11 protein-coding genes and 1 tRNA gene are annotated in these 16,147 nt (G+C 37.8%); 7 read left to right on the top strand and 5 right to left on the bottom strand.

Annotated features, from left to right (window positions below; all coding sequences use genetic code 11):
* The first annotated feature begins 109 nt into the window (after positions 1–109).
* Positions 110–181, top strand: a tRNA-Arg gene (locus tag LC418_RS11605).
* A 173-nt stretch (positions 182–354) separates the two neighbouring features.
* Here the strand turns inward: LC418_RS11605 and LC418_RS11600 are convergent.
* On the bottom strand, positions 355–2,124 hold the full coding sequence (locus LC418_RS11600; RefSeq protein WP_111955037.1) for a TonB-dependent receptor: 1,770 nt from the start codon (positions 2,122–2,124) through the stop codon (positions 355–357).
* An 86-nt stretch (positions 2,125–2,210) separates the two neighbouring features.
* The gene (locus tag LC418_RS11595; protein ID WP_223559239.1) at positions 2,211–5,174 is read right to left on the bottom strand and encodes a tetratricopeptide repeat protein; all 2,964 of its coding nucleotides are present in this window, start codon (positions 5,172–5,174) and stop codon (positions 2,211–2,213) included.
* Positions 5,175–5,410: 236 nt separating this feature from the next.
* Here LC418_RS11595 and LC418_RS11590 point away from each other — a divergent pair, with 236 nt between their 5' ends.
* The 3 genes from LC418_RS11590 to LC418_RS11580 all read left to right on the top strand — a co-directional run bounded on the left by LC418_RS11590 (position 5,411) and on the right by LC418_RS11580 (position 9,919).
* Complete coding sequence (locus tag LC418_RS11590) at positions 5,411–7,651, top strand: CocE/NonD family hydrolase (protein WP_223559238.1); 2,241 nt, start codon at positions 5,411–5,413, stop codon at positions 7,649–7,651.
* Between the two features lie 112 nt (positions 7,652–7,763).
* Complete coding sequence (locus LC418_RS11585; protein WP_223559237.1) at positions 7,764–9,440, top strand: APC family permease; 1,677 nt, start codon at positions 7,764–7,766, stop codon at positions 9,438–9,440.
* Between the two features lie 125 nt (positions 9,441–9,565).
* Positions 9,566–9,919, top strand: coding sequence for an Mpo1-like protein (locus LC418_RS11580; protein ID WP_111955027.1), 354 nt, complete (start codon positions 9,566–9,568; stop codon positions 9,917–9,919).
* 100 nt (positions 9,920–10,019) lie between these two features.
* On the opposite strand, the gene LC418_RS11575 is transcribed toward LC418_RS11580, so the two are convergent.
* A complete protein-coding gene (locus LC418_RS11575; protein ID WP_223559236.1) occupies positions 10,020–10,475 on the bottom strand; it encodes a lipocalin-like domain-containing protein in 456 nt (151 codons plus the stop codon).
* Between the two features lie 143 nt (positions 10,476–10,618).
* On the bottom strand, positions 10,619–12,640 hold the full coding sequence (locus tag LC418_RS11570; RefSeq protein WP_223559235.1) for a hypothetical protein: 2,022 nt from the start codon (positions 12,638–12,640) through the stop codon (positions 10,619–10,621).
* 136 nt (positions 12,641–12,776) lie between these two features.
* Here LC418_RS11570 and LC418_RS11565 point away from each other — a divergent pair, with 136 nt between their 5' ends.
* Entirely contained in the window at positions 12,777–13,124 is a 348-nt protein-coding gene (locus LC418_RS11565; RefSeq protein WP_223559234.1) for a DUF4377 domain-containing protein, read from the top strand.
* Between the two features lie 60 nt (positions 13,125–13,184).
* Here the strand turns inward: LC418_RS11565 and LC418_RS11560 are convergent, their stop codons facing one another.
* Complete coding sequence (locus LC418_RS11560; protein ID WP_223559410.1) at positions 13,185–14,540, bottom strand: deoxyguanosinetriphosphate triphosphohydrolase; 1,356 nt, start codon at positions 14,538–14,540, stop codon at positions 13,185–13,187.
* Positions 14,541–14,610: 70 nt separating this feature from the next.
* On the opposite strand from LC418_RS11560, the gene LC418_RS11555 reads away from it, so the two are divergent.
* Complete coding sequence (locus LC418_RS11555; protein WP_223559233.1) at positions 14,611–15,345, top strand: DNA-formamidopyrimidine glycosylase family protein; 735 nt, start codon at positions 14,611–14,613, stop codon at positions 15,343–15,345.
* A gap of 174 nt (positions 15,346–15,519) precedes the next feature.
* Positions 15,520–16,146 carry a class I SAM-dependent methyltransferase gene (locus LC418_RS11550; protein WP_223559232.1) on the top strand — a complete coding sequence of 209 codons (627 nt, stop codon included), beginning with the start codon at positions 15,520–15,522 and terminating at the stop codon, positions 16,144–16,146.
* Position 16,147 lies beyond the last annotated feature (1 nt).

Genomic DNA, 16,147 nt, shown 5'->3' with positions numbered 1-16,147 from the left:
TGGAATTAAACTTTTGCAGGCTTCATAAATTGTAAAAAAATCAGTATTTTCGCAGTCGGAAATCATACGTGATAAGTCTTTTTTGAATTTATTCACTGCTGATGAACACGGCTGCATAGTTTAATGGATAGAACTTCGGATTTCGGCTCCGACAGTGAGGGTTCGAATCCTTCTGCGGTCACTTGATAAAAGAGAATTTGTATATTATTAAAAATTAAATAATTACACATTCTCTTTTTTTTGTTTTGAACTTCCAACGATTACGGACAAAAAAATAAAGCATTACAGCTATAAAAACAAACCCCTTACATTTGGAATGTAAGGGGTTTTATTGTCTTGAAAATTTCTTTAGGCTTAAAAGGTAATCTTCACTCCTCCCAGAATCTGTGCACCTAAGACTTTATAGCCTTTGTAGGTCTGGTAATTGGAGTTTAGAAGATTGTTTCCGATGGCAAAAACACTGAAGTTTTTATGAAATTTGTACTCTGCAGAAAGGTTTAAATCTGCATAGCCTCCTACTTTATCGTTTCTGTTTTCCGTAGACTGATAAACCATATCCGGGTTTGCTACTCCTTCAAGAGCAAAAGAATTGGTTGTTCTGTCGCTGGCAAAAATTCCTTTGAATCCTAACAGTAACTTTTTATCCAACATGGTATATTTTGCTCCGATGCTGGCGTTCACTAAAGGAACGTTGTAAATATCCTCGTAATTCTTCAGATCATATTTGGTAAATCTTACTTCCCCATCTAAAATCAGGTTCTCAAGCGGGAAATACTGTACACTTCCTTTGATATCACTTACATTTCCGTCGTCATAAACTGCAGAGAACGTATTGGCAAAATTATAAGCAGAACGATTCAAAGTATAGACATTGTCGAAAAGGTTGTTTCCCTGGAAAAACATAATATCTTTCATCTTTCCATAACCGGCAGAGAAGTCATATTTGAATGTTTCATCGATGTCTCCTCTCAATCCTACATAAAAATGGTATTTCGTCTCTGTTGGCTTTAAAAACTGATCAGAAACAATAAATGGATTTGCCTGTAAAAGATCTCCAAAAGTATTAAGCTTTAAACCTCCGTCTACCCCGCCATAAAATTTGAATTCTTTAGCGGCAGCAACCTGAAACTCGGCCTGTGGAAACCAGTATGTTTTATTATTTTTGACTTCACCACCAAGCACATCGTTTGAGTTCTTGGCATTTAAGAAAGAAAATGTAGATCCCAGCATTAAATAAGAGTCTCCTTTTCTGAAGGTCACTTTCGGGTCTAGAGTCGTATTAAAGAAATTGGATGAATTTTTGTCTACAATGGCAAATTCTGTTTTCACAGCCTCCAATCCTACGCCTAAGTCCGCATTTAAATTGATTCCTGATTTTCCGATCTCAACAGCATGCTTGGAAAGATTTGCCAAAATGGAAACCTGATTCTCCTGTGCATCAAAATGATCTTTCAGGAAAGATGATTTTACCCTTACATCATTTAGAATTTCGTTGGAATAAAAATCGTAATATCCGTTCACTTTAAACTGGCTTACTCTCTGCTTCAAATCAACATCTGCAGCCGGCTCCAAAGCATAGATCCCGTAATATCTGTTATTATCCAATCCATACTGGGCATTCAGGTTGAATTTTCCTTTTTCGCCATATGAATTCAGGTAAGCTCCGATCGCCGTAGAGCTCTGTTTAGAATCCCAGGCATATTCTTTTTTTAGACCTAAAGTAGAAAGGAAATGGAAATCTGCCCCTACTTCCAGCTTATTATCAAGCGTCTTGGAAATATTGGCATCTGCAAGGATCTTCCCGAAGTTACCCATTCCGAACTGTACATAATTATTCTGAGCTGTTCCTTCGAATTTTGGAGTCACATCCTGTCCCTGAATGGTAGAAGTTTTGAAATCTGAAACCGCAGGCACATCTGTAATGGTATATTTTACAGGGTTCTGAGATTTCTCTTCCGGCGGATAATTCTTGATCGTTTCCACAGAGGTTTTCTTCTTCTCGATCTTCTTCACCTCCGGTTCCCGCTTCTTATTAAGAATCAGTTTCTCCTCCTTGATCTGGGAAAACGCAAACTGCGAAAACCCTAAAAATAATATGGATAATAATTGAATTTTTCTGTTCATTGTTCAATATTTGTATTAATGTATAATGTCGGATGTATAATGTATTTACTGGACTTTGTACATTTTTACATTATACTTTATACACTTTACTTTTTAATCTGCTTTTTAACCTCTTTTGCTTCTGCCACGATCTCCGGGAAATCTTTATAGTTCTCGATGATCTGATCGCATGTATAGCTCGCCTGATAATTATCTTTCAGCCCAACGTAGTTCTTAGCCATCAGTACCAAAGCTTTTGCTCCCCAATAGTCTTCGGATGCATAATTATTGGCCAGCTTAAAGATGGTCTCGTTTGAAGATTTGAATGCTTTTCCTTTATTCTGATAGTACGCTTTTGCATATAATGCTTCAGCCGCCACCGATGTGTTGGATGATTTTTCAAGAGTACTATAAGCTGACTGTGCATCTTTATCTTTTCCTGAATTCATTAAGCTTCTCGCTTTGATCACTTTCGCGGTTTCAATAACTGCAGCAGAGTTTTTCGTATTGGCAATCACTGCATCTGCCAGTTTTTCAGCCTGAGAGAAGTTTTTCTCATCCGCGTACATCTTCATGAGCTCTACATTCGCATAGTTCTTAATGCTGATATCTGAAGAGTTTTTGAGATTCTCAAGGTATTTTTTGGCTTCTGCCGTGTTCCCCTGAGCGATGGAGATCTGTGCCAGACGGGTCTGTGCATCATCCTGGTAATCATTCTGAACCGAGGCCACTTCCTGAAGAACAAGAAGCGCTTTCGTAGCATTATTGGTTTGATAGTAGCTTTCACCCAGCTCATATTTAGCCTGGTAAAGGCCTTCTCCGGTAGGATTCTGCGTTAAATATTTTTCGTAGTAAGAAATAGCGTTTTTGTAATCCTTCTTAGTGAAATACTGTTTTCCGGTAGACAAATTAATTTCATCTATCTCAGAAGCATCTACATTCACGCCGATACTTTTTGCAAAGCTTTCATATCCTGAAACGTCTCCGTTTTTCGTGAAAACAGGTTTTGCTGCCTGAACAATCTTCTCGGCATACGCTGTATTTTTGTACTGCTCTCCTAAAGATTTAAGCTCAGAAAGCGCTTTATCATTTTGGTTCTGGTCAATATAGTTCTGCGCTCTGTAAATAGAGGCGTTTGCAATAAGGTCTTTATCCGAAGATGTTTTGATCACTTTGGCAAAAGCATCATTGGAATTGGCAAAATCATCCTGGGCAGCATAAGCCGTTCCCATTTCATACTGAGCATCATCATAATATTCAGAATCCGGATATTTGGATAAAAGATTCTTTAAATTGGTGATTTTTGCCTGTGTGTCCCCTTTAAATCCTAAAGCCATTGCTTTTTGATATAAAGTATAGTCGGTGGCATCTTCATTCTTATCGTAAATGGCAATTGCCTCGTTCAGATCATTGTTCGCATAATGAATATCTGCCAGGCGGAGTTCCGCATCATTTTTAAATTCAGGTTTCGGATTGCTCAGATACTGCTTGAAATAAGTCTGCGCCTGGTCGAATTTTTTAGCTTTGAAATAGGCATAGCCTAAATCATAAGGCAGCTGCTGTTTTTCAGGGAAGTTTTCGGTCAGGAGTTTCTCATAACGGGTAATAGCGGACGGATAATTCCCTTTCTGGTAATACACCTGTCCTAACCAATATAATGCTCTGTTGTAAAATTCTTTATTGATATTGAACCCTAAGCTCCTCAGGAAATATTTTTCAGCTTCATCATAATTTCCTTTGTTGAATTCTTCCGTCCCCAACAAATAGGAAACCTCCTGATCTACTTTATTAATTTCCGGAGTAGAATCCTGAAGTCTGTCAATTGCATTCAGGGTTTCTTTATAGTTTCCGGAATATAAATAGGATTTCACAAGAAGCGATCTCATTTCAGGAGCATTCGCATCATTCTGATTGTTATTGATATAATTTTGGATTACCGCAGAAGGACTTTCAAACGGGTTCCCGATATCGTAGCTTAGTTTTGCGTACTGTTCGTGAGCTAATTTCTTCACCTTGGCATCGTAATCCATCTGGTAAGAAGAACGGAAGGCCGAAAGGGCTTCCTGCTTTTTATCAACTGCCAGATAAGCATTTCCTAACTGATAGTAAGCATTTTGTGCAAGCGCCGAATTGCTGTTGATAAGCTGGTTGTAATACGAAACCGCTTCATCATATTTTTTAAGCTGAGCGGCTACAAACCCCATTTCGTAAAGGTCATTTTCAGAAGGATTCTGCTGTACGCTCAAATAATCTTTAAGATGTGGATATGCCGAAGTGTAGTCATTTTTCATGAAATAACTTTCCCCGATGATCTTATGAACCTCAGCTTTGTAAGATTCAGAAATGTCCTCGTTCAAAAGGGCGGTTCCTTCGGTAATTGCCTGGTCATAATTCTTGTCATTATAATACATCTGTACATAATAAGGACGCACCAGTTTAGAAAATTTAGGCTGGTCTTTTACAGAATCAAAGTATTGAAACGCTTTATCGCTCTGTCTGTTGGAATAATACAGGTGACCCAGCATATAAGCAATATCTCCTTTTTGGGATTCAACAGCTGTTTTATAGGCTTCCTCCAGAGCATCTGTAGCCCCTTTGGTATCGCCCATCATGAATTTAGCATAGCCCAGCTTCAGAATATACTGTGTATTCTCTTCTTTTGAAAGCTGGTACTGATTTACTTTTTTCAGGGTCTCTAACGCTTTTTCAAAATCTTTTTTAGCAAGATAATAATCGGCCAGCGGTAAATTAGCCTGAGCAAAATAGGCTGAATTAGGATATTCTTTCATGAAGGCCGTTAATCCTTCCTCCGCATGGTTTTTCTGCAGAATCACCCCGATCACGTTATCAAAAAACTGCGCTGCTTCCTTTCTCGATTTGGACAAATTCTGATTATAGAAGTATTGTCTGGCATATTCGAACTGGGAAGCATTGTATATTTTGGTCTGATAAAGATTTTCTGCGAGGTTGAATCTGTAATTGTCTTTCTGTGTAAAGTACTGTGACTGTTGCGCTTCGGAAGTTCCGAAATAAAGCACGGCAGCTGAGAGAAGGATTTTTTTTGAATTCATTCTTTTTCTGAATAAAAAGATTAGTCTATATAAGTTAACGAAAATATTAAAAACTTATTGTTTAAGCAAGTTTTAAAAGGTTTAATAATCCAAAATATCTATTGAATGCATTTCACTATTTGATGATAAAAATGATTACTTTAGTATCATAAAAGTTAAATAAATATCAATATAGAATTATCATAAAATATTTTGATTTAATCCTCATTCTACAGCAGCTAAAAACATACCATATTATGAAAATTAAGATACTTTTAGCATTAATATTTGTCAATCTGATGCATGCCCAGAAGTTTTACTTCCCCAAAACGGCAGTTACAGACTCCGTGGTTCTGGAAAAACAAATGCCTCAGCTAGCATCAAAACTGATCACTCAGGCTCCAATGCTGAAGCTAAAAAAAACCAATAAACTTGCTTATTTGGATAACCTGCTACGCCTGCAGATGGTCGCCAAAGACTATAAAACATCTGTCACAACATTAGCAGATTACCGTAAGGAATTTGCAGATCATAATATGGCAGGAAATAAATTCATTGCCTACGAATTTTACAGCCTGGCAAAACTGATTGAGGAGAAGAAAAAAATAAGTTTTCCTGATGCGCTTCAAAAAGCGTTCAATAAAAAGTATGAAGGCCTTCCTGATCAACTGATCACTAAAGTGGGTATTGCTGTTGATGGAGATGTTCCTGCTTCCAGAAAATTATTAAAAGAAGCGTTGAACAAGCAGAAAGATAAGGATAGCATAGATTATGCCTCGGCTCTGGCGTTATGTAAAAGCTATTTAAACTATAAGACTTTTTCCAGCACCAAGCCTCAGATTGTACAGTTAGTGAAATTAAAAGACCAGGAAAAATTCATTACCGAAACAAAGGATCTGAAAACCAAAAACGGAAATACCCTGACGATCACTATTGTCAGAAAAAAGGAAAACCCGGCTCCACTTCCTGTTATTCTTACCAATAATATCTATGCCGGACCTTTTGATTCATATTTTGGAAAAAGAGCTGCCATTTACAATTATGTAGGAGCTGTTGTAAATACCCGTGGCAAAAGAAACAGCAATGATGAAAACAATCCTTTTGAGCATGAATCACAGGACATTTATGAAGTTATAGATTGGGTAAGCAAACAACCCTGGAGCAATGGTAAAGTCGGAATGATCGGCGGAAGTTACTTAGGTTTCAGCCAGTGGGCAGCGGTGAAGAAATTGCACCCTGCCTTAAAAACAATTGTCCCACAAGTCGCTGTAGGAATTGGAATAGACTACCCTGCTCAAAACAATATATTCATGAGCTATATGCTACAGTGGATTAATTATGTGACCAACAATAAGCTTACTGACGAAGCGGATTTTAATAATTTCACAAAATGGGATTCTATCAATACGGCATGGTACAAAAGCGGAAGATCATTCAGAGCCTTGGATACTACCAGTGGTAAGCCTAACAGGATATTTCAAAGATGGCTGGATCACCCGGGTTACGATCAATATTGGCAGAAAATGGTTCCTTATAAGGAAGATTTTGCGAATATCAATATTCCTATCTTAACGACTACCGGGTATTATGATGATGATCAAATTGGTGCAATGTCCTACTTTAAGGCCCATCATCAATATAATAAGAATGCCAATCATTACCTGGTAATGGGCCCATATGATCATGGCGGTGCACAAAGTTTTGGATTTACTTTCGTTAACGGCAGACCAATAGATCCTGCAGCCAGAATAAGCATTGACGACCTCGCCTTTTCATGGTTTGATTATATTCTGAAAAACGGCAAAAAACCAGCTCTTCTAAAAGACAGAATCAACTTTCAGGTAATGAATACCAATACATGGAAACATGCTCCTACTCTTGAAAAAATGCACACTTCAACACTTAAGTTTTATCTTCAGGACCGTAAAGGCAGTGCATCTGTTTTTAATCCGCCGGCAGAGAAAAGCTTCACTAAACAGACCGTTGATTTTAAAAACCGGGATCAAAAAGATACTTATCATCCAGTAAGCAAAACAGACAGTGTAAAAACCACAAATTCGATGTATTTTGAAAGCGAAGTGTTGGACAAAGATCTTATTATCAGTGGAAACCCGGCCGGATTCTTTAATGTTTCCATTAACAAAAAAGACTTTGATACGGATACATATCTGTACCAGATACAGCCGGATGGCAAAGCTTTCCTGTTATCAACCCATATTGTAAGAGCGAGCTATGCAAAAGACAATGCTTTACGCCAGCTTCTTGAACCCGGTAGAATAGAACAGATCCCTATAAAAAATTCAATATTCATCAGCAAAAAAATAGAAAAAGGAAGCAGACTTGCCCTATTGGTTGGCGTCAATAAAAGCCCAAGCTGGCAGATCAATTATGGAACGGGCAAAGATGTAAGCGATGAAACGATAAAAGATTCCGGTGAGCCGCTGGAAATAAAATGGTACAACGACAGCTATGTGGAAATACCTATTTATCAAGAATAAAGGCCATTAACGCTTATAGTCTCAGTCTTTTTAACGAAATATTATGATTACAGCCAGCACCAAAATAAAAAATCATTACATTTGCTTTTTTTCAAACTCAAATAAATATTGAATGAATCAACTTTTTAGAAGGAAAAACTATTCAGAAACAGATACTTCTACAAGCCTTTTAAGGGTTTTAGGTGTTTGGGATATTGTTTTTTTTGGTATTGCGGCCATTATTGGAGCAGGAAGTTTCAGCAGTTTAGGTGAAGCGGTTTTCAGAGGCGGCCCCGGAGTGATTCTATTGTATTTGATTTGTGGTTTTGCCTGTGGTTTTACGGCATTATGCTACGCTGAATTTGCGAGCAGAATTCCTACGGCTGGTTCTGCCTATACGTATGCTTATGCCAGTTTCGGAGAACTGATCGCATGGGTAATAGGATGGGCCCTGATCATGGAGTATTCTTTTGGTAATATTTATGTGGCTTTTTCATGGTCTGACTATTTCACCAGCTTCCTGGAACGTCTGGGAATGCATATTCCCGATTATCTTACCTGCAGCTATACGGAAGCAAGAAAAGCTTTTCAGAACGGTTCTGAGAATAAAGAGCTTTTAAACGCATGGAAATCTGCCCCATTGATCGGCAGTTTGAAATTCATCGTTGATGTGCCTGCATTAGTGATCAACGGTCTCATTACGTGGCTTTGTTATGTTGGGGTGAAAGAAAGTAAAAACTTCAATAATTCTTTAGTCATTTTAAAACTGGCGGTCATTGTTTTAGTGATCCTGGTAGGCTTTGCTTATATCAATACGGATAACTGGACGCCGGTAAATCCGGAAACACAGGTCGCTTCTTTCATGCCAAATGGTTTTGCGGGAGTAATGAGCGCGGTTTCAGGGGTTTTCTTTGCCTACATCGGTTTTGATGCATTAAGTGTCCTTTCCGAAGAAACTAAAGACCCCCAAAAGACCCTTCCGAAAGGAATGATCGTCTCTCTTGTACTTTGTACGGTAATTTATATTGCTCTAACACTGGTTTTAACAGGAATGGTGGATTACAGGAAATTTGACGGTATTGGAGATCCGCTTTCATTCATATTCGAAAAATCGAACGCCAATGTGGCCTGGATGGAACTTGTGGTTTCCTTCGTAGCTATTGTTGCCATTACCACTGTATTATTGGTGTTCCAGATGGGGCAGCCGAGGATCTGGTATGCGATGAGCCGCGACGGGCTGATGCCTGAAAAATTCAAAACTGTACACCCAAAGTATAAAACACCTTCATTTGCAACTATTGTTACGGGTATTGCAGTAGGCGTTCCTATTCTTTTTACAGATAAAACATTCATCCTCGATTTCACAAGTATCGGAACGATCTTCGCTTTCGTACTGGTATGCGCCGGAGTTTTAATGCTTCCTGCAAAACAGAAGATCAAAGGCAGATTCCACCTTCCTTATATTAACGGTAAATTCATATTCCCGGTTATTTTTATCGGTGGGTTAATAGGTTTCTATTTCTGGCAACCGGAATTCTTTAGCAACCTGATGGACTGGAGCAATCCTAAGGAAGGTGAATTCAAAGCTTCTATCTTTGTTTTCATTCTGATCAACCTGGTGCTGTGTATCTTTACCTTTATCAAGAACTTCTCTTTAATTCCGTTAATCGGTTTAAGCTCCTGTTTATACCTCCTTACCGGAATGAGCCATGAGAACTGGTTTTGGTTTGGACTCTGGTTCGCTTTAGGTCTGGTGATCTATTTCTGCTACGGTTATAAAAACAGTAAGCTCAGAAAAGAAGCAGCGTAAAAAAACAATATAAAAGACATATAATAAAAGGCAAATTCGCAGATCAGCAAATTTGCCTTTTATTTTTTCATCAAATCGGCAGAATTATTGCATAGATTTTATCTGAAACTATAACTAATATTGCCATGTCTGGAAGAATAAAAACTTACGGGGAATTTTATCAGTTCTATCTTACCGAGCACAGTAAAACAGGAACAAGGATCTTTCATTTCATTGGAACACTTCTGGTATTTCTTGTGATCTGGTATGTCATCAGTTCAGGAAAGGAGCGGTTTCTGTGGTACATTCCGATCTTTGGTTATGGCTTTGCCTGGTTCAGCCACGCAGTCATAGAAAAAAATAAACCTGCTACTTTCAAATATCCGCTCTGGTCGTTGATCTCTGATTTCAGGTTATTTTTCGAGCTATTAATAGGTAAACAGAAATTCAGAGGGATAGCTCCGGTGCCAAAGGAAACAGAGGATTCCGGGAATTTGTAGGGTCTTTATTTTTAATAACAAAAGTTACCACCTGAATCTAATACTTAGGGTTAGTTAAATTACCTTTAAGTTTTAAAAATGTCCTGTTTTTAGCGGTGAATTAATATTGTTTTTCCAGAATATCATAATGAACGGTATTCATTATTTTCTCTGCTAAAGCATCTCCATCCACTTTGGTATGTTCCGGTCTGTATGTTGAAAATGTAACCGTTTCGTCTTTATTAAATGTAACAGTTACTTCTTCAAGAATCTCACCTTCAACATAGAATTGAAGCCTGTCATCCACTATCTTCCAGAACGAAAGCCTGGGTTCAGAAGGCATACAGTTTCCTGAGCTTCCTTCTACATAATTATAGATGGCAAAACCGTCTTCTCTTATGGAATAGTTTCTCATCAGGCGGCAATTGTCAAAATCCTTAATTACTTTTTTCTTATTTTCATAAAAGCCGGATTCTTTCAGTTTCCAGAATCCTGTGATATCCTCTTTCTTTAATTGTTGGGCACTGAGAAAGGAACTGACCGTTAAAAACAGTATTCCTATGTATATTCTATTCATTATTAATACAATTGTACTTCTTTTATTTGGGACATTTTGAGAGAGAAAGTTTTTTATATTCGGCGGCCTCCGGCCGCCGAATATAAAAAATCAATCTTAAACATAAACTTTAAGTATAAAAATTTAAAATACTAAATATCAACCTATTTAAACTTTTTCTTAAAGTTAAACTTGATCATATTCATCAGGCCAGGTTCGATAATGTCAATTCCTAATCCAAAATTACTGTCTGCTATTGTATGATGATCTTCACGGAATTTTTCAAACTGATCCTGCGGAATTTCAAGATTCACCAGAGGATTGTATTCTATAAAAACCGTAGCCCCATTTTTAGTAATTTTCTTGCGGCTTTTGTATTCAAAATAAGGATTGCTTATCGTACTTTCCTGGACGGTATATTTTTCCTGGGTATCAATCTTTTGATCTGTATTCAGACTTATCTCATACTTTTCACTATCAAAGTTATGCCAGAAAGGAAGATCTTTATGTATAAAATCCCTTGCGCTTGTTTTAATGACATTACGATCAAAATACATTAAGAACCGGTTTTTCTGGGGATCTGTGTAATATGGATTTTCTACTGTCGCAGTATACTGGATCCTGAATTCATTCAGTTTTTTATCATCGCTCACAATATCAATGGTGGCATCTTTAAAAATATCTCTAATATCTGTTCCGTTTCTGTCGCCAGAGTAATTAAGACCATAAAACAGAAAACTGTTCCAGCTGTCTACGATTTCCCTTTTGTTGGTAGTCTTGAAATACCTTCTCATCGCATTGGCTCGGTTTCCTTTATATGTTGTGGTCAATTTCAGACGACCCGTTGTATTCTGAGCGTTAAACTCAACTTTTTCATCAATACAGTAATACGGAAATTTATATGATTTTCTTTCCTGAAGTACCTGATCCGGTTTCACTTCGAGATAATGCATAAAGTAGATAAAGCCACGGTTTTCAATCAGCCCGAATTCATCCCGGACCGTAGCATCCACAAAATATTCCTGGCCTTTATGGTCAATCTTTACCACCACATGATTAAAGCTAAGCAGTGAAGGCAGATAATATTTAATATAATAGTCGGTATGAAAATTCACAAGGACTACCGAAGAATCAACACCGATATAATTTAAAATAACCTTCAGTAAAACACATTTCGCTTTACAGTCGCCCTGTTTATTCTCGTACGTGACAGAGGGTTCCTGAGGCTTATGCCCATTCATCTCATCGGCATTGAAAATATAATAAATATGATTCTGGACGTATTCTATAGCAAACTGCAGCTTTTCATCCAGGCTAGCAATCGCATCCAGCTTCTCAGCAAGATGGGGCGCAAAATCCTTTAAGGAATAGGTACTGAACATTTCTTCATAAATCGGAGCAATATAATTGGACAACTCTTTCCAGCTGTTTTCGGTTGCAAAATCTATAAACGGAAAAATTTCACGACTCGCATCTACTGAATTAGTGTAATTATCCTCTTCTATAACGAACCTCTCCCCTTTTTTCAGATAATGGATTTCCGGCTGCAAAACATTGCCTTGTTCATCTCTGAAAAAAGTCTTTTTATAAGCAATATTCTCTTCCCGGTCATTGATAAATGTAAACTTAAAGTTTCCGTATGCCCAGTAATTATCCGGACTTACCCAGACATATTTTGAAAATTCTTTTCTCAGAAAATCTCGTTCTGTAAATGCTTTAAACCGCGAATCTTCGAGAATCAGTACATCGTAAAGCCTCAGATCCTTAATGGTAATATTGATCTTTTTATTACTGCTTAAAACTCCGCCGCTGCTCTGGTTCTCGCTGTCCAATACTTTTATTTTGGTATCCGGAATCTTATCGATCAGTACACCGTCTCTCAAAACACTGATCCTGTGAATACTGTAGACTTCATTTTCTTCCACAATAACCTCCGAAACAGAAGCCCGCTCCAGATTCACCGGCTCATTAAGGGTATAGGCCATACAGACATATTCGCTGTTTTCAGTATTGCTTGTATAATATTTTTTATCAAGAAAATAACAGTAATCTCTTCCTTCATCAATCTGTTTTCTGGAAAATTCAGAGTCTTTTATTTTATCAATCAGTTCATGATCTTCTATATTTCCAGCCCATGCTTCAGGTTTCTGAATTTTGTAATTTTCAATGTGAATTGGATTATTCATAGTATATTCTGGTAATTGTCTTTGGTTAAATTTTTAGAAGTGCTCAAATTAAATAATTAAAAAATAAAAAACAATAGAAGAACTGCGTCAAAAACTTCGGCACAGTAATTGGAACCAAGATGTAAAATAAAGTTTTATGAAAATTATCGCAAACATTCTAAAAAGCGCTGTTCCTGCAGTAGCACTATTCGCAATGACACAATGTACCACGACAGCCAACACTGCCGGAGCAGATGAAAAAACTTTCATCGTAGGACCTGAAACTGCAGACTGTACAGGAGTAGCCCCAATGAAATGCCTGCAGGTAAAAGAAAAAGCATCGGAAAGCTGGACGAATTTCTATACAAATATTGAAGGATTTACTTATGAGCCGGGATACGAATACGTTTTGAGAGTAAAGACCGAGAAAATCGCCAACCCTCCAGCTGACGGATCTTCTATAAAATACACCCTGATCAAAGAGGTTTCCAAAACCAAGAAATAATACACAAAACTCCTGGAATTTTCCGGGAGTTTTTATTTTGAATGTTTATTGTTGCTCAGATTAAACCGTCATTCCTATATCAATCCCTTTGATCTTTCTGTAAAGATCGGTTGCAAAGTTATCAGTCATTCCTGAAACGAAATCTACCACACCAAGTACTTTCTGATAATCCGTTCCTTCTTCGTAAACGAATTGTCTCGGAAGCAGTTTCAATGCTTTTTTATCATAAGATTTTCTTTCATCCTCAGGTTTCAGAATAGAGGGAATAAAATGATCCAGAAGTTCATACATTACATTGTAACCGGCATTTTCAATCTCTACTACGGCTTTATGATTATAAATCTTTTCAATGGAGAACGCCTCGATGTCCTGCAGGGCGCGGTTCTCTGATTTATAAATATCCAGGAGCCCGTTATCCAGATTTCCCTGAAGGATGTTCTCGAAATTATGTTTGTAAATTTCAAGGGATTTATTGATCAGGGCATTAATCGTTTTTGCTCTCAGGTAAGAGATCTTTTCATTTTCATTGGAAATGGAAGCCAGCTTATTTTTCACCCTGTCCGTATCATTGCTTTCAGATTTGATCAGTTCAAAAAACAGGTTCTCGCAGTCTGCAGTGGATACAATTCCCAATCGGTGTGCATCTTCCATATCAATAATATTGTAACAGATATCATCTGCTGCTTCTACAAGCCATACGAAAGGATGTCTTTTGAATATATAAGGTTCTTCATTCTCCAAGATCAGATTCGTTGCTTTTGCTATTTCAAGGAAAATATCTTTCTCATTCTGGAAAAATCCGAATTTCTTTCTGTGAATGATCCCTTTTTTCCTGGCAACGGCTTCACACGGATATTTTGCAATACTCGCTAAAGTAGAAAAAGTAAGCTGGATTCCTCCATCATCTTTTCCCTGCTGACGTTGGGCCAGAACTCTTATAGCATTGGCATTTCCTTCAAAATTAACAAGATCTGCCCATTCTTTTTCATTAAATTTCAGCTTCAGATCCTTTTCATTCCTCTCAAAATAGCTCGCAATTGCATCTTCCCCGGAATGTCCGAAAGCCGGATTTCCGACATCATGACACAGACATGCCGCAGCAATTACATTTCCTAAATTATGAAGATAAAAATTTTTAGAATCTTCCGCAAGGTCATTTTTATAGGTTTCAAAGATAAATTCCCCGATAATGCTTCCTAAACTTCTGCCTACTGACGAAACTTCCAGTGAGTGTGTCAGTCTGTTATGCACAAAAACACTCCCGGGAAGAGGAAAAACCTGAGTCTTATTCTGCAGCCTTCTGAAAGCAGAAGAAAAGATAATTCTATCAAAATCTCTCTGAAAATCAGTTCTTGAAGCTTTAGTATGCGGATTGTTTCCTGTACGCTGATTCGTGAAAATCTGGTTTAAATTCATCATTTTTCAAAATTACTCCAAATTTTATTTTTACGGAATAGTATTTGAACTTTTGTTGAAAAGTAAAGCCATGCCTGAAGGACCATCCATTATTTTAATGAAAGAAAGCCTGCAGCCGTTTACCGGACATCAAGTAACGGAAGCTTCAGGCAATGCCAAATTCGAGAAAGAACCATTGATTGGCCAAACACTTCGCGAAATCCGCACATTCGGAAAACAGACATATCTTGTTTTAGACAATACAGCTATTCGAATTCATTTGCTGATGTTTGGATCATACAGTATTGATGAACAGACCAAACCGGATAAAAGCCTGCGCCTGTCAATTCATTTCAAAACCGGAAGCATGTATTTCTACACCTGCTCCGTCAAATCTATAGAGTTAGAATTTTTATCCGGGATAGCCTGGGAAGCCGACATCATGAGTGATATCTGGAATCCTGAAAAAGCAGAAAAGAAACTGAAATCCAAACCGGAAATGATGGTCTGTGATGCTCTGATGGATCAGGATATTTTTTCAGGCGTGGGAAATATTATCAAAAACGAGGTTCTGTTCAGAATTGGCGTTCAGCCGGAAAGTAAAATAGGGAATCTGCCTGCAAAAAAACTCAAGGAACTTATCGCTGAAGCCCGAAATTACAGTTTTGAATTCCTGGAATGGAAGCGGGAATTTGTTTTAAAGAAACACTGGCTCGTCCATACCAAAACAACATGTCCGAAATGCGGGCAGAAACTCGTGAAGAAACAGACGGGACTGGGAAAAAGGCGAAGCTTCTACTGCGAAAAGGATCAGAAGCTCTATTAAAAAATTTACTGCAGCCTTCATTTCAAAACCTATTTACAAAATCTATTTTCACCAGAGCTTTTTCCATTCACGGAAACGGCTGGAAACATCCTATATTTGGGTCTTCAATGAAAACTATGATTCATCAGTGACTGATGAGCAACAAATAACCAAATAACACTTACATTCTTACAAATGACAGATAATACATGGCTTGACAGATGGAATGACAGGTACAGCAGTGAAGAATTCGCTTACGGAACAGATCCCAATAATTATTTAAAAGAACAGTTAGAAAAATTAGACCCCGGCACTATCCTGTTTCCCGCGGAAGGTGAAGGCCGGAATGCTGTTTTTGCAGCAACAAAAGGATGGAAGGTTTCCGCTTTTGATATCAGCAACGAAGGTAAAAGTAAAGCGCTACGGCTTGCTGATAGTCAAAACGTAGTGATTGACTATCAGATTGGTGAGCTTGAGGCCCTGAACTTTCAGACGGACCAGTTTGATACCATTGCTCTTATTTATGCACACTTTCCGGCTGAAATCAAATCTTCTGTTCATCAGATGCTGGACCGGTATCTGCGTAAAGGAGGAGTTATTATTTTTGAAGCATTCAGCAAAAATCACCTTGATTATGTAACCAAAAATGAGAAGGTTGGCGGCCCCAAAGATATTGGGTCGTTATTCTCAATGGATGAGATCAAAGCTGATTTTCCCAATTATGATATTATAGAGCTGGAAGAAAAAGAAATAGAACTCAGTGAAGGCTTATTTCACAACGGAACAGGTTCTGTGATCCGTTTTACAGGACGAAAGCGGTAAT

This window comes from Chryseobacterium lathyri (genome assembly GCF_019970085.1).
Taxonomy (GTDB): domain Bacteria; phylum Bacteroidota; class Bacteroidia; order Flavobacteriales; family Weeksellaceae; genus Chryseobacterium; species Chryseobacterium lathyri.
The sequence above is the reverse complement of the archived record's forward strand: the minus strand, read 5'-3'. Positions and strand labels throughout refer to the sequence as shown.